Source organism: Exiguobacterium sp. s163 (genome assembly GCF_018617135.1).
Lineage (GTDB): Bacteria > Bacillota > Bacilli > Exiguobacteriales > Exiguobacteriaceae > Exiguobacterium > Exiguobacterium profundum.
In genome coordinates this window covers 1-18,272 of sequence record NZ_JACSJN010000003.1, presented here as the reverse complement: position 1 = coordinate 18,272, position 18,272 = coordinate 1, and the positions used below count along the sequence as shown (strand labels likewise).

The window sequence follows — 18,272 nt, the reverse complement described above, 5'->3', positions numbered from 1 at the left end:
GATTTCTCCTCCTGAATTACATGATTGAGTCATACCAACTAATTGCCTGTATGACTCATATTATTCAGACGAGGAGATGCTTATGATTCTTTACTGTATTGATTCAAAGAACAGAGCCATTTTTCTTTGAGAAAATGTGCGTGGCTAGAAGACACTGAAATATATAGTGTGGCATCTTGCAATGGCTCTTTCTCATGAGCAAAAGCCGATGGAATAGAAATTTTCGTTTGCAATTCCGTCTCTTTCGACTCTAAAAAGTCTAATGGATGCTTTAACTCTTGACCACTCTCAGCATCGACCTCTACGGGAACAAGTGGAATCATCCATGCTTTTTCGTGAGTATCTTTCTTCAGGAAATAGAGTGTCACTTGTGATGAGTTCGCTTTGAACAATAACGCCTGGAGAATCTCAGCTTGCGAGTAGTCCACTTCCGAAGCATGCTTCACCATTGCGGTAATCAACTTCCCACTATAAGAATAGGGCAAGTGGACATCGATGTGATTGACGAAATCCATCTGTGCTTGCTCATGTTCAGTGACCAATTTCCTGAGAACCAAATCGATGATGATATTTATGGACAATGGTTTTACTTCATTTGACGTTGTCTTTTCCATATAACACCTCTATTTCTATTTAATACTTTAAGCGTAACACATTTTATACAATAGTCAAAAAATAAAAGTTCAATGACTCTATTATCAGTTGTAGCTCTTCAACATCCAACATAAAATACTAAAACATTGATAACTCGAAAGGAGTGTTGCCTATGCGTTTTTTTGAACGTCCGAATTTGGTTACCGCTGTCTTGTTGTTCCTTGAAACACTGATTGTTCTGTTCAAACTTGAGTATCTTTTAATGATGCCGTTTGAATATGTTCTTGTGGCATTGATTATTCTCATTCTCCTACCACTTGGATTCCATGCTTTTTACAAGTACATCCTATATGACCTTGAAGGTTTTAAAACGGTACAAAATGAAAAGAATGGAGAAGGAACGAGAGACTCTCAATTAAAAACATCTGAGTCACATCAAGCTGACGTTGATTCAACGAAGGATTGCACGAAAGTGATAATCCGACGAGACATTCCTTATCATGATGAACCAAATTGACATAAAAAGAACCGTTCTGGATGGAGCGGTTCTTTTTTAATATCCTTATGAAGTGCCGAGTTCAATTGCAATGGTCTCAGCCATTCTAACAATCGAAGTCGTTCCTTGATTGAATGTAGTTTGAAAGGTAACTCCATGCTCTTTGCTGAACGACTTGATTTGTTTCATCCCGACATGACCACTGAGTCCTAGTAGGAAGATGATGAAATCAGCTTTCTTGACGAGTGGCTCTAATCTCTCCATCGCTTCTTTTGTATGTCCCCATAAAAGCGTTCCTCCTCGTTTCTCAATTTGTTCCTGGTATGCGGAGCGTGCTGATTCATTTCCGACAATCATGACATTCATACCTTTTAACGTTTGGTCTATAGTGGGCGAATCTGTCTTTTCTTTCTTTGGGTCAGTTGGGCGTTTCCTCTTGTCGAAACTTTTTATCTCTTCATTGCTTTCAGAATGCTCATGTTTCCATGTCACTTTATGTTGAGACGGGTTGCTGACCTTGTATGCGACATCGACAATATCACCTTCTTCTAGATTGAATTGACGAATTTCTTGGTCATTTAAAAAGAGACAATACGATGTGCCTTTGTAAAGTATTTTTTCTCCGGTCAGACTGTTTGACTTCACAACCAGAGCACCAGATTCCCGCTCAATGATGCAGTAATTCATTTCTCCCCTGTCCGGTGCATCTGCGCCGTCTTTCTTTTCGAGCAACGTATAATAATACTTCGGATTCCCCTCGGAAGTATCATCAATCATTCTCTTGGCACCAACTAAATCCCCATGTTTGATGTTTAAATTTCTAACGATACCTTCTGGAATAAACGCATTGATTTCCTGGAGGTATCCTCCACGAAGTTTCCTCTCAAAAATATAGCCCTCTTGTTCTTCTATGACTTCGGGTATGACTTCAGATATTTCTTCAACAACTTCTTTATTTTGACTGTCGTTATTCTCCATTGTTGATGGTTCTCCGTCTAATGGCTTGCATGGTGGTTCAGGGAGCTTGGAAACGGAGTGAAGTATGTTGAAATACTCCATGATGATTTCTTTAGTATCTTCTATGTTCTTGAAATTCAATCGTTCCAACCATATCATCATCTCACGTTTGGACTCGTCCATTATGCTATCTCGATTCACTGTCAATCATCCTTCCAATCAAGTCATCATCACAACCAGTATATAGTTTCCAATTATAACCGTCTTTGCCTAATAAAAAAAAGAACGTGAATACACGTCCTTTTAAAGCCATTCCTTTAGATGTGGAAACTGATTTAGCGCCATCTGAAATGCGGCACTATCCGTATTTCGAATCTGACTCAAGAGTTGGCGAAACTCATATTCGTTATAACAGAGATTATGAGCATTCCCCTTCTCTTTCTCCTTATCAAAAATCAATGCAATCCATGCGGCTTGCACACCCATGACAAAGGGGTTCTCAAAATTGTTTTGATAACACAACACCCAAATGTTCGACTGAACGAGGTGCCGATTGTAAGAGCACGCTTCATCTTTGTAATCTTCCTTTTTCACGTCTTTCATCAAAATTGAAATTGCTCGTGAGAGTCGCTGATTGACTAAATGGACTTGGTTCGCATGAGAGCGTGTTGCTCTTCGTTGTTCCTCTTTCATCCACCAATCCATGGCATACTGTTGCGCATTCATCCTCATTCCTCCAATTGTATTCAATTCATACGCCTTTTTTGATATTGCTCTCATATGATATTCAGACTCCTTACTCGTTCATTCCATTATGAATCGATTGCTATCCGAATAATATACCTTCATCAAGAAAGGGGAGGTGTTCTTTTTGAAAAAAATGAGCTATACACCGTATAAGGGTAGACGAATCGATGAGAACAAACCGGTTCGACTTTATCGCAATCTGCATAATGGTAAGATTTCCATCAAGCAAGGAACGCTTGTCGTAGGTCACACAGAAGAAATCATCGTTCGATGCGCCCGTTTCATCGTCTCCGAGAAAAATCGCCAAAAAGTTTTACTGACTAAACGTAAGAATGTACATGCCTACGTAGAAGGATATGTTTGTGAATCGGCTTCTTCTGGAGAAGGCTTGAGTGTGTGGTACAACCCATATAAGACGGACTGTTTTCGATTAGCCGATAACGGATTACGGTGTGAGTCGGCATCTTATGTAAGAGTAACTGCAGATGGGAAAATCGAGGCTTGGATATAAAAAAAGACCCATATATGGGTCTTTTTAAGCCGGTTGTTTCGACAAGATGTTCGATAGGATGACCGTATTCTCTTTGATAAACTTTAGAACTTCTCGTTCCGAGATGGGCTTACCTTTACGTTGAATGATATCCACCCAAGCACGAATCGTGTCAGCACGACGCTCGATGGAGACGAGTGAGTATTCCTCAATCCATTTCTCATTTTCCATGATGAGTTTGATGATTTCAGGCTTGGCGTGTGATACGTCCTTATGGAGGAACGCCTTCACGAGCGGGAGCTTTTGCATTTCTGCAAAGATGAATTGTTCGACATCCTCTTTACGACTGAATGCGAGCTGTTTCCCAAGAGGGGTCAAAGCAACATACCCAGGTTGGGGAGAATGGAAGATTCCGAACAGTTCTTCACCTGCTTTTGCGTAGAAACGAACTTGACGTTCAGTGATGTCAAATCGTTTTGCAATTTTCTCCTTGTGTGCGATGTTCGCCGATTGACGACGAAGGAAGTATAGAAAATCGATAAAGCGAAGAGGATTATTTGCCAAAGGAAGGAAGTCGGCATTGGGTTCCTTTCGAAGTTGAGCTAAAAGCATGTTCAGTTCAGTGTTTCGTTCCTTGTTAATTGTCTGTGTCATGTGAGAACACTCCTTTTGGATGAGTTTTTAGAGTACTTTTTCTAACCATAGACTAACATCATTTTGACTATAGTCAAAATTTAAAAGGTTCTACCCCTGTTCGATGGGTAGAACCTTTTGGTTTGATTAGATTCTGAATGTTTTGATGTCGATGGTTAAAGTTTCATCAACGTTATCTCCTGGCAATTCGAATGCCCTTGCGTTTGAGTAAGATTGGGGGTACCCGATGCAGTTCAAATGAAAATGTGTGCCCGCTTTTTGGAATTCGCCTTGAAGGTGGACATGCCCACACACCCAATGTGGAGCGGCAAGAAACGGAACCGTCGTATGATAGCATCCATTTGGTTCATAAGGAGAAATGGGTGGATGAACAGGTGGGATATGTGTCACCATGACATCAATATCCTCTTTTTCAAGTGTGTCATACCAATCTGCAGAAGATTTGTAGAGCAACCGAGCAACATCTTCCATGTTCCAAACCTCGTTCAAAAGGATATACGCTGAGTCATTCGATACATTGCGATAAAACTCCCAATCCGCCATCGTCTTCGGCAGATACCACAATGCATCTCCCGCAAACCGTTTGCCTTTGAATTCGTGCACATTCTTGATGAGCGGAACCACATTCTTCAGATGTGACGTCTTTTGGATGACCTCATCTACTCGATTGAGTGAATGATTGACGTATCTTTTGGTGTCATTTTTGGACAAAAGATATAGGTCATGATTTCCGAATGTCCAATAAACCATTTCGTAATATTTTGAAGCTTCATCGAGCAACCAGATGGTTTGGATGTTGGACTCACTAAAATCACCCGCAAGCACCAGTACCTCACCCGTGCCATTACGTAATAGTCGCTTAACAAAAGCCCTTGTTCTCTGTTCCCACTTTAATTGATTTGTGATGAATGGAACCCAATGGTTAATATGAATATCTGAAACATTGTCAATGTTCATCTATTATTCCTCCTGCCTATTTGAAATTTTAAATTTTCCAGAACTCATTTCATGCTTATAGTACGCAAACGGAAGCGGATATATAAAAAAGGAGTGTCAAATGACACTCCTAGCATTATCACAGTTCAAATATTTCAGTCGAAGTAGTTCATGAAGGTTGTTCTGCGTCACCCGCTCGACATATGTTTCCTGGATGATGAAGGTTCTTTTAAGAAATTCACAATCTCTCTGAAGAGATTCATATGTTTCCACAATCTTTTTCACATATGCCAAGGCATCCAGATGTTCATATCTCGCTTGCCCGATATCTTTCGACTTCACGAAATCGCTTACAGCCACACATTCGTCGTGTGTCAACACCACATCCATCTCTCGAATCAATGATACGATTTGGGATGGACGGATGATATGGAAAGACGATTCGTTTTCGATTTTTAAATTTTTATTTGGAATGACGATGAGGCTTTTGACCATGTATTTCGATTCTCTTCCGAATTTCTCTCGAATCAATGTCTCTGTCAAAGCGGTGTGTCGATTGACCTGGTCAAAAATCGCATCTCTTTCTGAACGCTTCCAATCACTCGACTTAAATTTCTCATACCATAGACCATCTTTTGTAATCCGGATAGTTTTATCACCAGATGCTCCGATATTCTTGATTTCAAGAGAGTAAATACCGGTTTCGGTAAAGAGCAGGGCATCATTCTCGACAGTGCCCTTTTCCGCCTGAAATCGGGTTCCATAAAGAGGTAATAGCATATCTTCGAAGTCCTTAAGATATTCTCTCACAGACTCTTCTCCTTCAACCCCTGATTTAATTGCCATTCGCTCCTTCATCAGAACGTCCAAAGTCTCCTTCAAAAAATCGAGCTTTGAAGTAGCTGAACGAATGACCTCGGGAACATGTTCATTCAACCAGGTCTCCGTATTTGGATTGACTTGATAGTCGGTACAGCTAAACACATCATTCATTTTGAATGAAGCCGTATTGATGACTGAACGGAACCGCTCCAAATCTTCTTTCACCGATATCTCCGAGCGCACACCGCCACCTATGTAAGGGGTTAGCCGCTCTTTCAAGACATTCAATGCCTCTCTGTAATTCACATACGATTCTTCGTTGGTCGCTAAATGCCTTGGGATATGTGTATCTAATTCTGCCGTATTCGGTTTGATAGATGTCATATCCCGAATCTCGTCATCCAGAAATACAACGTTGTGTCGATATGCCTTTTGGATTCGACGAATCCGAAGCTCTCGATATGAAAATGGGATACCGTGGACAAATGTCGTGACTAGAAAAAGTCCGACAATGAATCCTAGCAATGTACCTTTTGGATAGTACAACACGGTCAGAAGAAAACCGCTGAAGAGCGTCATTGAAACGACGATTTTTTCTGTCAGCGTCATGTTGTCACCAAACATCAATTTCATGCCTAGGAACGTACTTTCGATATTTCTTGCAAGATAATCAATACTTTTCTCTACCATCTTATCACCTCTCCAACAATACAGTTGTCAAAACAATTCTAATGATGATTTCTAGAATTTGTCAACTTAATTTTACTCTAGATTCATTTTCGGGTGATGATAACTAGACTCTTTCATGCATAGGATGGTAGCAAAACAAACGAAATGGGGTGCTGATTGTGGCACGAAAGACGAAGGCGACTAAGGTCGAAGTTGTGAAGAAGAATCCCGGCGTATTTTCCGAGAATGAGGTTATCACCTATCGGAAGACCTTGGTGGAAGAGTTGGTTCGGCAATCAAAAGGCAATATTTCGGACGACGTCATCAAAGAATTGGCGGATAGTGTGTTAAATAAGGATGAGCGAAAGACCTTATGGCTCAGAAACAAAGGGGTCTTACAGGTTGTACCTGTCTTAATCAGGGACTATTTAAAGGAGGAGATTGTCGCATGATGAACCACTCTCTATATACAAAAGACTTTGTAATGAATGAAGTAGAACGGAATCGAATGGGATATGAATTGAACATCCGTTCCGAAAGTATTTCAGGCTTGAAAAGTATCTATCAAGTCGAAAATAAAGATTACGGCTTTAGACTGACCGATTGTCTATCTACTCTTGTAGAGGTTTCAGATGTTCAGGTCGAAAATCTGTTGATTGTGGATGGAACGCCTCATCTGCGAAATGAAGTTCGAAAAGTATCTTTCAAAGGGAAGTTGGTCTATGCTTATCAACTCATCGCTCAAAGCGTCGTGAGTGAAGTCATTCTTGATGAAGAAGGATATCGTGAGTTGACAAACCACTATGGGAATATCCCTGAAAATAATGTGGACGACTATATTGCTCTCTACATGAAAAAAATGTTCACGCTTCAGACATCCGGTGATTACATTTTACATCTCCATGATGATACGCTATTTCTTATCGACACGAAAGAACTGCCTCAAGTAGATTAAAAGAATAATGAACACAAAAAAAGCGATGGAGATTCTCCACCGCCTTTTTCTTATTCCAGGAACTCAAGAACGTCTTCGGCGAACTTGACCCGCATCAAAGCTTCTTTTGTACGCAACCTTGTTACATCTAAATCATTGATTCTGACTCTATCCAAAGCGTCAGCATCCTTAAATATAAGGAACAACTTCTTGGTTCTCTCTTGGAGGTAAGTGTCTTCGATAGTTTCTAATGCCCGAAGACCTTCCTCGTCAGGTCTAGAATGATAGGTCATCAAAAAGTTCATGACCTCGATGTCTTCATCCTCCATGTGCTCCTTATATATGTCAGAATAGCCATCTGAAATCAGATAAGACATTTCCAATCCTTCTTCATTTACTTTTTCTACACTCCACGCCCCATGCTCCAAGCAAGCCTCATCATGCTTTCTGCCGATATCATGATAACAAGCACTTAACATCAAGATACCTCGCTCAATCTCGTCTAGACCGATAGCGTTCGCAAGTGAAATGCAATGAAGCAGTACCCGGCGAGCGTGTTTCACGCCATGAAGACCATTCGGATTAGTGAAATAGTCCGGCAGGATGTAATGATTGCGCATGGCTTGATATTCCGCTACAAGTCCTTCATCAGTAAGGTTCGAAATTTCTTTTTGTGCGCTGATTAATGGAATTTCTTCCTCGATGAATGCAGTGCCTGGATTTATTAAGACCTCAGATTCTGAACGCCTAGTGATGTAATCAATAACCTCTTCTACACGAACCAGTCCTTTGTATACCTTGCCGGTTTCTCCTAAACGCTTCGCAAAGAAAAATGCCGTCTTTTCGGACAATGTCCAACTCATCGCTTTATCTACTGGAGTTGACTCATCTCCCATTCCACGATATATAACAAATTTTCCGTCTTTCATCTCAGCATCTTCCAATAAACGACGTAGTGCACTTTCTCGATAGTCTTGGCTTTGCTTTGATTTGGCATCTTCAATGATGTTCATGTCGAAGACTGTACTTCCATAATCATGACGAACATATAAATCAATGAAGCATTGATAACGTTGCTCTGAAGGAATCTCTGAATATAGTTCTTCAAAAAGAAGATGTTGTCCAATCGTATCAACTACGAACAAAAGAGTAGAGTATTCTTTATTTTCCCTCAACCTCTTTGCCTCTTCGATTCGCTCAGCAGTCGTCTTGACCATATCATCCCAATAGATAAAGCTCTTCTCTAGATTCGGGAATGCTTGAAAGTATGTTCCGTCCCAATAACAATATTTCATAATCTCATGTTCTTTCAAATGATAAAAGTGGCTCAAATCTATGCCTTCTTTTCTACATAGCTTTTCAAAAATGGCGGTATCTATCTTATTTTCTTGTGCAAATTCAAGATAGGGCACCATCTCACTTTTGATTACCGGTTTTTGAGCATCCTTGAAAGTTGCATCATATCCTCTAGTGTAAATGTTGGACATTGTTGTCCACCTTCCTTTTCCTTGTTTTCCTCATCATATTCAAATGGAGTGTGTCCTCATAACGATATATCTATATGTCTCTATTGAAACCAAGGAATAAATAACGTCAAAGCCCATATCATAAGTATTATATCTAAAACTGGCGTACCCTGCGTACATATCATCTAGTTCATAAGGTCACCCACTGACTAGAACGGCAAAAGTTCATGTCTATCCCCACATAGACATTTGTATATAAGTAAATACACTTAAAAAGGAGATTGGTCTCATGAAAAAATCTATGGAACTTATCATTTCAAATCGAAAAGTCGTGCTCACATTATTGGTGGCATATGTGTTGTATTTCTTCGCAAATCCGACAGGATACGGCACACTTCAGACGTTGGTATCATTCCTCATCAATGGTTTCGTATTTTATCTTGCCGCTAGTTGGCTAATGAGAACTGCAGTCTCAGGAACCAAACTAAAAGGAAAGAAATTACGATTTGTTTTTGAAGATGCTACCACGACCAAAGAAAAAATTGTCTGATTGGAGTCGCTGACAAACAGACAGAAGAGACACATTCCCCACAATGTGTCTCTTTTTTGTGTTTCTTTAGTCGTCATGAAGCATTCCTTGAATGCCATTTTTTCGTCAGTCGTTCCTTGATTTCATGTTGTTTCATGCCGTTTGCTTCACTCACGAAACTCGCTTCAATAATTGCATCTTCATCGATGCTCATGATAAGGTCTCGTGCTTTGCTGTAAAGAAACTTGTTGACGATGGAATAAAGAACAACCTGTTCTTGACCACTATACCCGCCTCTTCCGTTCAGAACCGTGATAGAAAGATGCATATCTTGAATCAATGCCTTGGAAATCTCCTCATGTTTCCGTGAAATAATCATCAGCGACTTGTGTTGATGGAAGCCATCTTCAACAGCATCGATTACCTTCATAACCGTATAGAAAACGACGATAGATAGCATCGCTGATTCCAGGTCGAATACAAAAATGGACAAACCGAACACAAATATATTAGCGGTGAAGATGGTCGTACTGACATCCATGCGATATTTTTCTTGTAGCCATACAGCTATCATCTCTACGCCGTCAATGGCTCCTCCCAAACGAATGACTAGACCTATCCCTAAACCTAGCAAAATCCCACCATATAGAACTATCAAGATGTCGGAATCTGTAATAGCTGAATGAATCGGATAATTTGAAAGGAAGTATAGCGTCACCAGAAGCGAATATGTTGAGCGAAATAGAAACTTGCGTCCAAGAAGTCTCGAAGTGAAAAGGAGTATCGGCATATTCAATCCAAAGAAGATGACTTCGAGCGGAACGCCCATTGACTCCTCCCCCATTATCGCAAGACCTGTCACACCCCCATCCACAAGTCCGTTTGGGGCTAAAAATAGCTCGATGGCTGTCGCTACGAGAAGTGAAGCGATAGTTAGTATCCCATAATGAAATAGATTGACGAATATTTGTGTCATTTTCAATCGATTTTTCTTGTTGCTCATGTGATTCCTCCTTTTTCTTTTACCAGAGTCCGTATTATTACACAATGATGACCTTGTCATTACATTCTTGTAACATACGACTTTCTATCGTATGCAGTGAGTAGAACATTTTTATCTAATGGACAGACAGATTTAAAAAACAATAGGGAGATGATTTTGTGAAACAGAAAAAACTACAAAAGATGCTCAATTCGATATGCTTTGCCTTGCTCGGATTCTCAATGGCTTACACAGCCACACCACTACAACAGGCGGAGGGAGCCACTCTGAAACGCTATGAGACAACGCATAATCTGAACCTTCGTGAAGGTGCATCGACAAACAAGAAGCGAATCCTAACCATTCCGAGGGGAGCAAACGTCAGTTTCATTTCGAGTCACAGAGGGTGGTTCAAAGTGAAATATTCGAAACAAATTGGCTTTGTCAGTTCCAAGTATCTAAAACGTGTCGGAGCCCCATTGCAAAAGCATTCTTCGCCTAACAGCAATAAATCACCATACATCAAGAAAATGATGGATGTTGAAGTGACTGCTTACACGTTCAATCACGGAGCAAACATAACCGCATCCGGTCGAAAGTTACAGGTCGGCTATGTTGCGGCGCCACGAGACATTTCTTTCGGTTCTATTGTCGATATCCCTTCGATTGAGAAAAGACTCGGTGTTAAACAACTGACGGTCTATGATAGAGGTGGCGCAATCAAGAGACTTGGTTCAAACAAGATACGTATCGATGTCGCTTTCCCGACTTACTCTGAAGCTATTAAATTTGGAAGAAAAACCTATCGCAATGTACCGGTGTATGTGAAAAAATAATTCTTTATTGCTTGACCACTCTTAATTAGGGTGGTCTTTTGTTATTCCTTCTCTGCCATGCATATGATGAGATACTAAAGGAGATGATGACAATGACAAAAAAAATATTCTTAGCAACGACCATCATGTTATCGATGGGAATCGTGACGGGTTGTGGGCTCCAAACAGAAGTGTCGAATGATACTATTGTTCAGTCGTCCCATGATGATGAATCAAGGATGCCACCCGTCCCGACAGCTCAAGAGCTGACAGAGGTCATGAATACTTTTGATTCATATGAAGAGTATCAAGGAAAATTGCTCGAAGTTGGATTAGACGAACCTGTTCATGCATTAAAGGGGATGGCATTATCGGGTAACGGTGTGAGTGATTTCGTGGCAGATATCTACTTCTATGAGGCAAGTGATGGCTATTTTGCGCTTTACGCACAAGGCGACGCTATCGTGAAGGACTTACCGGAATCGATAGTTAAAAACATATGGACGCCTGAGGAAATGGCATCCTACCTCACATCTAAGAATCCAAATTAAAAAGAACCTTTCCCTAAGGTTCTTTTTAATTTATCGTTTAATCGTCAATTCAAGGTAATTGTGATTCAGTGACTCCAATTCCTTCACTTCATTTCGACTCGCATCTTTTGCGAGTTTAAGTTCAATCCGCATCTCATATTCCAACCCTCTGTCAATCGCTTCCTCGAAGCTCTTATCCTGATAGAAATAATAAAGGGCTTCATCTATCTCAACCTTGGCTTCTTCGATTGAAGAATAGGACTCCTTGAGATAGTTCTCATATTTATCTTCGAACAAATAGAGACAATAGTTATCCAGGAACACGTTATCTCTAACCTTATAGATTTTGTGTATGCCCCCTTCTTTATCCTTAAAAGCTCCCGCAAAGAGACGTTTATCAAAATCCATTCCAGACTTCACATCGAACTGCTCATCGTATTTGGAAAGCAGATGCGATTCAAAATCTTCTTTGTTCACTTCCAACACATGTTCCATCCAAATCACTAATCCCAACGCACAAGCTATATAGACGAATACAATTTTTCGCATGATACCCCTCCTGTATATGTTTATTATAAATACAATTTTGACTATTGTCAAAAATTTATATGTGGTTGAACACCTCTTTGTATTGATTTCCGTGCCTTGTGCTTACTATACATAAACAGGATAAAAGGAGTGATTGATTTGAATCGAAAGTTGAAACAACAAATCGTATTAGGGCTTTTCGGGTGGGCGATTTTAAACGTTCTTTTTACCTATTTAATCGGAAAGCAACACCCATTCTTTGTCGTAGCTACATTGATATTTTCAATGTCGATTGTCTTCTTCGGAAAACGAGCATGGAAGAGAATCAAACACGAACGGAAAAAGAATGAGGAAGATGACAGTTGAATAGGATGGTGATGTTTCACATGACTGGTGTGAGTCATCACCATTTTTATATTTAAAGGAGCTGAACTTGATGAAATTTTATCACGTATCACAAGACATCCATCATGATGGAGTTTTTACACCACGAATCCCAAGTCGTGATTCCCGTATGGATGGAGAAGACATTGCAAATGAACGAATTTGTGTATCGAGGACATTAGCGGGATGCTTCAGTGCCTTCCCTGGTGGCGGTTCTCGTTTGGATGAATTGAACGAGGAACAACGAGGGTATTACAAGGTATTCGAGATAGACACTGAGAAGCTTGGAATTGCAGATGAGCACATCCTATCTTCGGAGATGCTATTTGAGAGCGGAAAGGTGGAAGATGCATGTTTCACAGACGAGTGTTGGATTATGATTCCTTTCACCATCAGCAGTGATGATTGCTATATGATTTACCTTTCGGATTGGGAAGAAGAGCCGAAGGACTTAATCCCTCATGACATCATGTTGATTGCTGACAAAGAATACGACGGTGACTATAGTGAGGCGTATATGGACATTAAAGGGGACTTCCCTTGTACCGTGAACATTGTGACCAATCTATCCTACAAAAAGGGTTCATTCTCCCAAGGGGAATCCTTCGAACACAATTATCTCGATTCTTTCGAGTTGGAAATCTTGAACGAACTCTTATCAAAACAAGGCATCCAACTTGAAGAGGATGACTTCTGCTTCAAAGTATCGGGCAATGCGAACACTTCTCTTTTGATTCAAGAGCTTGCTGTTGCGCATCATGCTTCTATTTTTGAATAAATATAATACATCACTTATCTGGAGGGATTCACATGGAAAAGATTACGTTTGAGAATGGAACGGTAGATACAAAGAACAAACCTTTTTCGATTTGTTGGATGGTTTTCTCTCCGAATGACGACTGTAATTTAATCTATGGAGAAACGGAAAAGGTTAAATCATACTGGGAGAGCATCGAAGAAAGTATCGATTTTGACTGGTACCTTTTCGAAACAAAAGAAGAAATGGAAACGGGGATTGCTCAGTTGACAAAAACAACTGCTCCTATTTCGACTTGGCGTGTTTATAAAGTAGCTGACTGTAAAAATGGTTCTTGTCCGGACTGGAAGTTGGCAGTTGGCACATAAAAAAAGCAGAGGATAACCTCTGCTTTTCTTATTTCTCGACCACTTCGACCAAGAAATAATCACCTTCATCGTCTTCGACAAATTGAATCTTTGTCATCATGAAGTCTAAACCGATGAAACTGACTTCTTGCTCTTTATGCCAATGGGCGAGGGCATTTACATCTTGAATCATCGAGTGAACATCAATTGCTCTCTCGGACTGATTTAAGCAAAACAATACCGGAACGAACACTGATTCCGGCTCGTCGATACCATGTTCATTCGAAAGCTCATCGCAATAATCCTCATTGATATAGCCGTCACGTGCAAACGATAGCGAGACCGTCTTTTGCTTTGACCAGTGAGATGAACCATGCCACTCGTGTAACGTTTCTCCCGCCTTTAGAAATGGCTTTGGGAAAAGCATACCACGGTATAATGTGCCGGAAAACGGTGTCTCGTGTTGTTTTAAATACCGCTTGAACCCATTATTCAACACTCGTGCTCCCAAAAAATCCTCGAATTGTTGGACTAATTGCATCTCCATATTAATTACACCCCGCCATGAACCGCTCTCCGATTCGATAGTCGGTCGTTTCGAGTTCCAAAATAATTCGATGGAATCGATTTCGCCAGTGCTTAGGGATACTATGATTCCCTTTCCAATCGTTACGGATTGTCAATGCAAGCACTACAACATCCTCTTCCCCTTCATACGGAAATCCGAATGACAGTTGATACAAATGAAGCATCCGCTCATAAAGTTCTCTGATTTGTGTGTCCATTTCATTCTCTCCCTTATCAAGTAAAATGTCATCATTGACAGCCTGCGTCACTACTTGTATTTATGGTATGCAGTCATCAATTGAAAAATAAAAAGGGGCATCAGCCCCTTTGATTACTCTTTCGATTCTTTTGCTTGTGGAATTGAAATCATTGGAGTACTACCACCTGTTACTTGTGGGAGGTTACCATTCCACTTCTCAAGCGCCTTGTAGTTGACTACATTCTCTGTCAATGACTTTTCAAGGAGTGCGTTTGCTTTTGCATCTGCTTGTGCCTTGATAAGGACAGATTCCGCTTCTCCTCGTGCTTGTTCAATTTTCTTCTCGGCTTCAGCTTTTGCCTGTTTCTTCTCAATCTCTAACTGTTCAAGTTTTTGTTGAGCATCGACAACTGCTTGAATTGCCGCCATTGTATTCTTGTCCGGCTGTGGAGCACCAAGTGTGAGTGAGTCAACTGTGAACCCGTGGTCTTTTACGAGGTTGACGAACTCTTCTTGAATTTTCGAACCGATTTCACCCTGACGTTGGAACACTTCTAGAACTGAATACTGTGAGAACACTGTGAGTGTTGCCTTTTTCACACGGGACTGCAACCATCCTTGTTGAATCACGTCTGAGCCTTGTCCTTTGAACTTGTCATAGATATAAGGGAGTTTTTCGACTTCATTCTTGTAGTCGTACTGCAATTCAATCGCAAGTGGTTTCCCGTCTTTTGTCTGTACGTTGAATGGACTTACAGTTACCGTTTCAGTAGATACTGGGTAAGGTGTGATGCGCTCCCATGGCTTCACGAAACGCCAACCCTGTGGAAGTGTATCCTCTTGTACCCCTGTATTTCGACTATAGACGACCCCTGCGTGCCCCTGTGGAATGACTTCAATCACCAAGAAACCTGTGATGACAACAATGAGTGAGAATACAGCTCCCCCGATTAATCCGAAAAATCCTTTTGACATAAAACATCATCCTCTCAATAGTTAAATGTTATATTTGGGCGTCACCTGACGGCTTGCCGGTTCTTCTTTTCGTTCATTCAACTCACGATTTAGTTCAATGACCAATTCGTGAGCCTGGTCTAACCAATGTTGCAAGTGAATATCCGAGCGTGATAGCCGACTTTCCTCATTAAGGATTTGTTGCTGAATTTGCTCTAATTTCAATCTTGCTTCTGTTGCTTTCAAAGAATGGAAGTCACGATGTAGAGTGATTGCTGTCGATTTGACCGATAGCACTGATTCCACTTGTTCTTCCTGTAATTCAACCCACTGATATAGAAGGGTTCCAATAGAGGTCAAGATGACCCCTATCACTATCCCGATTAGCATTTTCTTTGCGAAAGTCATTTATCAGTACTTCGGAGTATGATTCCGTTCGGCTTGGGCGATTTCTAAGATTTTGTCTTTCAACTGCCCTTCCATCGCAATCAACTCTAGTTCCGCCTCATGACGTTTCTGTTTACCTTCGGTTTGAATTCGGAGAGTCTCATCTAGTGTTTCGATTAGGTTCTGTTGAGCAACACGCAATGATTCCACTGACACCACGCCTTTCTCATTCTCTTTTGCGACTTCAATCGAAGACGTCTTCAACATGACCGAATTGGCTTCAAGAAGTTGATTTGTCGTCTTCGTGACATCTTGCTGTGCTTTCAGAGCGTTTGACTGTCGGTTCAGACTGATTGCCAATACAACTTGGTTCTTCCAAAGTGGAATCGTGTTCACGACAGCCGACTCGATTTTTTCAGCGAGAATTTGGTTGTTCTGTTGAATCACCCGAATCTGTGGAGCCATTTGCAGACTGATTGTCCGTGACAGTTTAAGGTCATGTAACCGCTTCTCGAAACGGTCACGTAGGTTCATACTGTCCTGTAGCTTCATGGATAGCGCTTGGTCGTCCGTCTGTTCGACCTTCAAGCGCAACGGTTCGATAACTTCCGTATCGTATTCCTTGATTTTCAATTCTCCCGCCGCAATATAGAGATTCAATGTCTCAAAATACTCATGATTTTTCTGATACATCTGGTCAAGCTTCGTAATGTCACGATATAAGCCGAACTTCGCAACATCCAAGCTCTTCACGACATCGTCCATGTATTTCCCCATGGTTTCCCACTGCATCATTTCTTTCTTTGCCCGCTTGTAGAAATGCCCTAAAAGTGGCAACTTCGCCAGAATGCTATCTTTTTGTTCGAGTGTTTTTAAATCCATATTTCGGACGTTTGTCATCAGTTCCCCTAAGATGACACCGGCTTCACCGGCATCCTTCATCTTGACTTCCGCAAGAACACTATCTGAAAATTTAGACAATTCACGTTGCGTTTGTGTCCCGAAAAGCATGACATTCTCTGATTTCTGAATATCAATCGATTTTGCAATCTGAGTGATTTGAGCATGCTTTTCTGGAGAGATGCCCTCTAAGGCGTAAGGCGACTTCATTTGCTCGGATTGCGCCATTGTTTGCTGTTGGCTTTGAGCAAATAGGTGTGACAAGTCATGGTTTTGCATATTGTCGGTGACATTTGGCTCCATCACGGGTGTACTTTGACCATTGTTCAGCTCATGTTGAGGTGATGTTTGAGGTTGATTCATCTAAAAAGTTTCCCCTTTCAACAGGTTGTTTTGTTCTTGACACTATGAGCATATCATTATTTACACTATAGTCAAAATTTATTCGGTTCTACCTTTTAACTTTTTTAATTTTGACTTCCGAAAAAACAAATAAATATCTTATGACAATTAAAAAAAAGGCGCATCAGCGCCCTTCATTTAGAATTTCTATTATTCTCCCCCATTAGACAGAGTGCGTTCTTGAATCCTTTTGACTTGACGAATTCTTATAAGCTGTCGCATCACTGAGAACGTTTAATCTACGCTCTACATCAAGAATTGTTCGGTATCGATTGAAGATTGCCTCTTCCCCGCATAGCGTCTCGCTTCTCTCTTTAGTAATAAAATCTCTAAACAGCGGATTCTCTAGAGCAAACGAACGAATATCTTCTTTCAATTTGTTTTCTCTATTCTTCATCTCTTGATATAAGACATTGTTTTTTTCAAAATCCATTCGATAATCTTCCGTCATCAACATGATTTCAATAGAATCATCTGTATCGAGTACCGGTTTCCCAAAATTGAAGACCTCTTCAACCTCCACAGTCTCTCTCTGGAGCAAACAACTACGTTCATATAGCGAGAGAAGTTGATGATGTTGTTCATTCCCCCACTCAAATGAGACCGATAAATCCAATCGCAAACTGAATAGCTCTGACAAGGCAAGCACGTCCTCTCCCGTTGATTTATTATTGACTATAGTATATAATAAAGTGAGAATATAGTCAATTTAATTTTACAAATCATCCGTATATAAAAGAAGGGGATAGAAGAATATTATGATTACCGATAAGACAATTAGACATGCGATGAATGATTCTTTTAATGATGATGGAATGTTTTATATAGAAGAACTCGCAATTCCGAAACGTGTCTGTTTGGCAGACATCGTCATGACCAGTAAACGTGACACTTCAGGTCTCCACGGTTATGAAATCAAAAGTGAAGTGGATAGTTTGAAGCGGCTACCTCTACAAATTGAATATTATTCCAGAGTCTTTGAACGATGCACACTCATCGTCGCAGAGAATCATGAGGAAAAAGCGATGGACATGATTCCCGATTGGTGGGGTATCATCGTGGTTGTGAGAGAGGGTTTCGATAGTTACGGGGAGCCAACCGACTCTTTTACCTTGCTCGATGTTCGTGAGGCAAGTCTTAACCCAAATCCAAGGCAAAAATATGCCCTCCTGCAACTGCTGTGGCGAAATGAACTCCTTGAGCTGATTTCGTCCTACGAGCTAGAC

The 18,272-nt window shown here is 40.7% G+C and carries 26 protein-coding genes; 11 read left to right on the top strand and 15 right to left on the bottom strand.

Annotated elements, in window-relative coordinates; translation table 11 throughout:
* Positions 1 to 80: 80 nt before the first annotated feature.
* Positions 81 to 614, bottom strand: coding sequence for a hypothetical protein (locus KNO71_RS08725; RefSeq protein ID WP_214687996.1), 534 nt, complete (start codon positions 612 to 614; stop codon positions 81 to 83).
* Positions 615 to 766: 152 nt separating this feature from the next.
* On the opposite strand from KNO71_RS08725, the gene KNO71_RS08720 reads away from it, so the two are divergent.
* Positions 767 to 1,111 (top strand): hypothetical protein, encoded by a 345-nt coding sequence (locus tag KNO71_RS08720; RefSeq protein ID WP_214687994.1) that lies wholly within the window; start codon positions 767 to 769, stop codon positions 1,109 to 1,111.
* Between the two features lie 45 nt (positions 1,112 to 1,156).
* On the opposite strand, the gene KNO71_RS17845 is transcribed toward KNO71_RS08720, so the two are convergent.
* Together KNO71_RS17845 and KNO71_RS08710 are read right to left on the bottom strand one after the other, a co-directional pair.
* Entirely contained in the window at positions 1,157 to 2,248 is a 1,092-nt protein-coding gene (locus KNO71_RS17845) for a DUF2325 domain-containing protein (RefSeq protein WP_214687992.1), read from the bottom strand.
* Positions 2,249 to 2,350: 102 nt separating this feature from the next.
* Entirely contained in the window at positions 2,351 to 2,773 is a 423-nt protein-coding gene (locus tag KNO71_RS08710) for a hypothetical protein (RefSeq protein ID WP_214687990.1), read from the bottom strand.
* Between the two features lie 154 nt (positions 2,774 to 2,927).
* On the opposite strand from KNO71_RS08710, the gene KNO71_RS08705 reads away from it, so the two are divergent.
* On the top strand, positions 2,928 to 3,305 hold the full coding sequence (locus KNO71_RS08705; protein WP_483297742.1) for a hypothetical protein: 378 nt from the start codon (positions 2,928 to 2,930) through the stop codon (positions 3,303 to 3,305).
* A 24-nt stretch (positions 3,306 to 3,329) separates the two neighbouring features.
* Here KNO71_RS08705 and KNO71_RS08700 read toward each other — a convergent pair whose 3' ends face one another.
* The 3 genes from KNO71_RS08700 to KNO71_RS08690 form a co-directional block, all read right to left on the bottom strand.
* Positions 3,330 to 3,938 carry a DUF7226 domain-containing protein gene (locus KNO71_RS08700; RefSeq protein WP_214687986.1) on the bottom strand — a complete coding sequence of 203 codons (609 nt, stop codon included), beginning with the start codon at positions 3,936 to 3,938 and terminating at the stop codon, positions 3,330 to 3,332.
* Between the two features lie 126 nt (positions 3,939 to 4,064).
* A complete protein-coding gene (locus tag KNO71_RS08695; RefSeq protein WP_214687984.1) occupies positions 4,065 to 4,895 on the bottom strand; it encodes a metallophosphoesterase family protein in 831 nt (276 codons plus the stop codon).
* A 96-nt stretch (positions 4,896 to 4,991) separates the two neighbouring features.
* Positions 4,992 to 6,386 carry a nuclease-related domain-containing protein gene (locus KNO71_RS08690; protein WP_214687983.1) on the bottom strand — a complete coding sequence of 465 codons (1,395 nt, stop codon included), beginning with the start codon at positions 6,384 to 6,386 and terminating at the stop codon, positions 4,992 to 4,994.
* 158 nt (positions 6,387 to 6,544) lie between these two features.
* Between KNO71_RS08690 and KNO71_RS08685 the strand changes: the two genes are divergently transcribed.
* A complete protein-coding gene (locus tag KNO71_RS08685) occupies positions 6,545 to 6,817 on the top strand; it encodes a hypothetical protein (RefSeq protein WP_214687982.1) in 273 nt (90 codons plus the stop codon).
* Entirely contained in the window at positions 6,814 to 7,320 is a 507-nt protein-coding gene (locus KNO71_RS08680) for a hypothetical protein (RefSeq protein ID WP_214687981.1), read from the top strand. The genes KNO71_RS08685 and KNO71_RS08680 overlap by 4 nt, the downstream gene beginning before the upstream one ends.
* A 50-nt stretch (positions 7,321 to 7,370) precedes the next feature.
* Here KNO71_RS08680 and KNO71_RS08675 read toward each other — a convergent pair whose 3' ends face one another.
* Entirely contained in the window at positions 7,371 to 8,786 is a 1,416-nt protein-coding gene (locus tag KNO71_RS08675; protein ID WP_214687980.1) for an HD domain-containing protein, read from the bottom strand.
* A 268-nt stretch (positions 8,787 to 9,054) separates the two neighbouring features.
* Here KNO71_RS08675 and KNO71_RS08670 point away from each other — a divergent pair, with 268 nt between their 5' ends.
* Positions 9,055 to 9,315 (top strand): hypothetical protein, encoded by a 261-nt coding sequence (locus tag KNO71_RS08670; protein ID WP_214687979.1) that lies wholly within the window; start codon positions 9,055 to 9,057, stop codon positions 9,313 to 9,315.
* 73 nt (positions 9,316 to 9,388) lie between these two features.
* Here KNO71_RS08670 and KNO71_RS08665 read toward each other — a convergent pair whose 3' ends face one another.
* Positions 9,389 to 10,297 carry a YitT family protein gene (locus tag KNO71_RS08665; protein ID WP_214687978.1) on the bottom strand — a complete coding sequence of 303 codons (909 nt, stop codon included), beginning with the start codon at positions 10,295 to 10,297 and terminating at the stop codon, positions 9,389 to 9,391.
* Between the two features lie 158 nt (positions 10,298 to 10,455).
* Between KNO71_RS08665 and KNO71_RS08660 the strand changes: the two genes are divergently transcribed.
* Both KNO71_RS08660 and KNO71_RS08655 read left to right on the top strand, forming a co-directional pair.
* Complete coding sequence (locus KNO71_RS08660) at positions 10,456 to 11,112, top strand: SH3 domain-containing protein (RefSeq protein WP_214687976.1); 657 nt, start codon at positions 10,456 to 10,458, stop codon at positions 11,110 to 11,112.
* A gap of 92 nt (positions 11,113 to 11,204) precedes the next feature.
* Positions 11,205 to 11,642, top strand: a complete 438-nt coding sequence (locus KNO71_RS08655; RefSeq protein ID WP_214687973.1) for a hypothetical protein — start codon at positions 11,205 to 11,207, stop codon at positions 11,640 to 11,642.
* A gap of 30 nt (positions 11,643 to 11,672) precedes the next feature.
* Here KNO71_RS08655 and KNO71_RS08650 read toward each other — a convergent pair whose 3' ends face one another.
* Entirely contained in the window at positions 11,673 to 12,170 is a 498-nt protein-coding gene (locus KNO71_RS08650; RefSeq protein WP_214687971.1) for a hypothetical protein, read from the bottom strand.
* Between the two features lie 138 nt (positions 12,171 to 12,308).
* Between KNO71_RS08650 and KNO71_RS08645 the strand changes: the two genes are divergently transcribed.
* From KNO71_RS08645 to KNO71_RS08635, 3 genes are all read left to right on the top strand, one after another.
* Positions 12,309 to 12,515: a hypothetical protein gene (locus KNO71_RS08645; RefSeq protein WP_214687969.1), complete on the top strand. Its 207-nt coding sequence runs from the start codon at positions 12,309 to 12,311 to the stop codon at positions 12,513 to 12,515.
* 70 nt (positions 12,516 to 12,585) lie between these two features.
* Positions 12,586 to 13,311, top strand: coding sequence for a hypothetical protein (locus tag KNO71_RS08640; RefSeq protein WP_214687967.1), 726 nt, complete (start codon positions 12,586 to 12,588; stop codon positions 13,309 to 13,311).
* A gap of 32 nt (positions 13,312 to 13,343) precedes the next feature.
* Positions 13,344 to 13,658 (top strand): hypothetical protein, encoded by a 315-nt coding sequence (locus KNO71_RS08635; protein ID WP_214687965.1) that lies wholly within the window; start codon positions 13,344 to 13,346, stop codon positions 13,656 to 13,658.
* Positions 13,659 to 13,686: 28 nt separating this feature from the next.
* Here the strand turns inward: KNO71_RS08635 and KNO71_RS08630 are convergent, their stop codons facing one another.
* From KNO71_RS08630 to KNO71_RS08605, 6 genes are all read right to left on the bottom strand, one after another.
* Positions 13,687 to 14,184 carry a hypothetical protein gene (locus tag KNO71_RS08630; RefSeq protein WP_214687963.1) on the bottom strand — a complete coding sequence of 166 codons (498 nt, stop codon included), beginning with the start codon at positions 14,182 to 14,184 and terminating at the stop codon, positions 13,687 to 13,689.
* Position 14,185: 1 nt separating this feature from the next.
* On the bottom strand, positions 14,186 to 14,422 hold the full coding sequence (locus KNO71_RS08625) for a hypothetical protein (RefSeq protein WP_214687962.1): 237 nt from the start codon (positions 14,420 to 14,422) through the stop codon (positions 14,186 to 14,188).
* 113 nt (positions 14,423 to 14,535) lie between these two features.
* The gene (locus KNO71_RS08620) at positions 14,536 to 15,378 is read right to left on the bottom strand and encodes a prohibitin family protein (RefSeq protein WP_214687961.1); all 843 of its coding nucleotides are present in this window, start codon (positions 15,376 to 15,378) and stop codon (positions 14,536 to 14,538) included.
* 21 nt (positions 15,379 to 15,399) lie between these two features.
* A complete protein-coding gene (locus KNO71_RS08615) occupies positions 15,400 to 15,663 on the bottom strand; it encodes a hypothetical protein (protein WP_214687960.1) in 264 nt (87 codons plus the stop codon).
* A gap of 105 nt (positions 15,664 to 15,768) precedes the next feature.
* The gene (locus tag KNO71_RS08610) at positions 15,769 to 17,007 is read right to left on the bottom strand and encodes a toxic anion resistance protein (protein WP_251030829.1); all 1,239 of its coding nucleotides are present in this window, start codon (positions 17,005 to 17,007) and stop codon (positions 15,769 to 15,771) included.
* 202 nt (positions 17,008 to 17,209) lie between these two features.
* Positions 17,210 to 17,686 (bottom strand): hypothetical protein, encoded by a 477-nt coding sequence (locus KNO71_RS08605; RefSeq protein ID WP_214687959.1) that lies wholly within the window; start codon positions 17,684 to 17,686, stop codon positions 17,210 to 17,212.
* A 118-nt stretch (positions 17,687 to 17,804) separates the two neighbouring features.
* Here KNO71_RS08605 and KNO71_RS08600 point away from each other — a divergent pair.
* On the top strand, positions 17,805 to 18,272 hold a 468-nt coding region (locus KNO71_RS08600; RefSeq protein ID WP_214687958.1), incomplete at its 3' end, for a sce7726 family protein.

Coding starts and splice junctions, on each gene's coding strand:
- KNO71_RS08725 (WP_214687996.1), bottom strand. CDS start 614: ATGGAAAAGACAACGTCAAATGAAGTAAAACCATTGTCCATAAATATC.
- KNO71_RS08720 (WP_214687994.1), top strand. CDS start 767: ATGCGTTTTTTTGAACGTCCGAATTTGGTTACCGCTGTCTTGTTGTTC.
- KNO71_RS08710 (WP_214687990.1), bottom strand. CDS start 2,773: ATGAATGCGCAACAGTATGCCATGGATTGGTGGATGAAAGAGGAACAA.
- KNO71_RS08705 (WP_483297742.1), top strand. CDS start 2,928: ATGAGCTATACACCGTATAAGGGTAGACGAATCGATGAGAACAAACCG.
- KNO71_RS08700 (WP_214687986.1), bottom strand. CDS start 3,938: ATGACACAGACAATTAACAAGGAACGAAACACTGAACTGAACATGCTT.
- KNO71_RS08695 (WP_214687984.1), bottom strand. CDS start 4,895: ATGAACATTGACAATGTTTCAGATATTCATATTAACCATTGGGTTCCA.
- KNO71_RS08690 (WP_214687983.1), bottom strand. CDS start 6,386: ATGGTAGAGAAAAGTATTGATTATCTTGCAAGAAATATCGAAAGTACG.
- KNO71_RS08680 (WP_214687981.1), top strand. CDS start 6,814: ATGATGAACCACTCTCTATATACAAAAGACTTTGTAATGAATGAAGTA.
- KNO71_RS08675 (WP_214687980.1), bottom strand. CDS start 8,786: ATGTCCAACATTTACACTAGAGGATATGATGCAACTTTCAAGGATGCT.
- KNO71_RS08670 (WP_214687979.1), top strand. CDS start 9,055: ATGAAAAAATCTATGGAACTTATCATTTCAAATCGAAAAGTCGTGCTC.
- KNO71_RS08665 (WP_214687978.1), bottom strand. CDS start 10,297: ATGAGCAACAAGAAAAATCGATTGAAAATGACACAAATATTCGTCAAT.
- KNO71_RS08655 (WP_214687973.1), top strand. CDS start 11,205: ATGACAAAAAAAATATTCTTAGCAACGACCATCATGTTATCGATGGGA.
- KNO71_RS08650 (WP_214687971.1), bottom strand. CDS start 12,170: ATGCGAAAAATTGTATTCGTCTATATAGCTTGTGCGTTGGGATTAGTG.
- KNO71_RS08640 (WP_214687967.1), top strand. CDS start 12,586: ATGAAATTTTATCACGTATCACAAGACATCCATCATGATGGAGTTTTT.
- KNO71_RS08635 (WP_214687965.1), top strand. CDS start 13,344: ATGGAAAAGATTACGTTTGAGAATGGAACGGTAGATACAAAGAACAAA.
- KNO71_RS08630 (WP_214687963.1), bottom strand. CDS start 14,184: ATGGAGATGCAATTAGTCCAACAATTCGAGGATTTTTTGGGAGCACGA.
- KNO71_RS08625 (WP_214687962.1), bottom strand. CDS start 14,422: ATGGACACACAAATCAGAGAACTTTATGAGCGGATGCTTCATTTGTAT.
- KNO71_RS08620 (WP_214687961.1), bottom strand. CDS start 15,378: ATGTCAAAAGGATTTTTCGGATTAATCGGGGGAGCTGTATTCTCACTC.
- KNO71_RS08610 (WP_251030829.1), bottom strand. CDS start 17,007: ATGAATCAACCTCAAACATCACCTCAACATGAGCTGAACAATGGTCAA.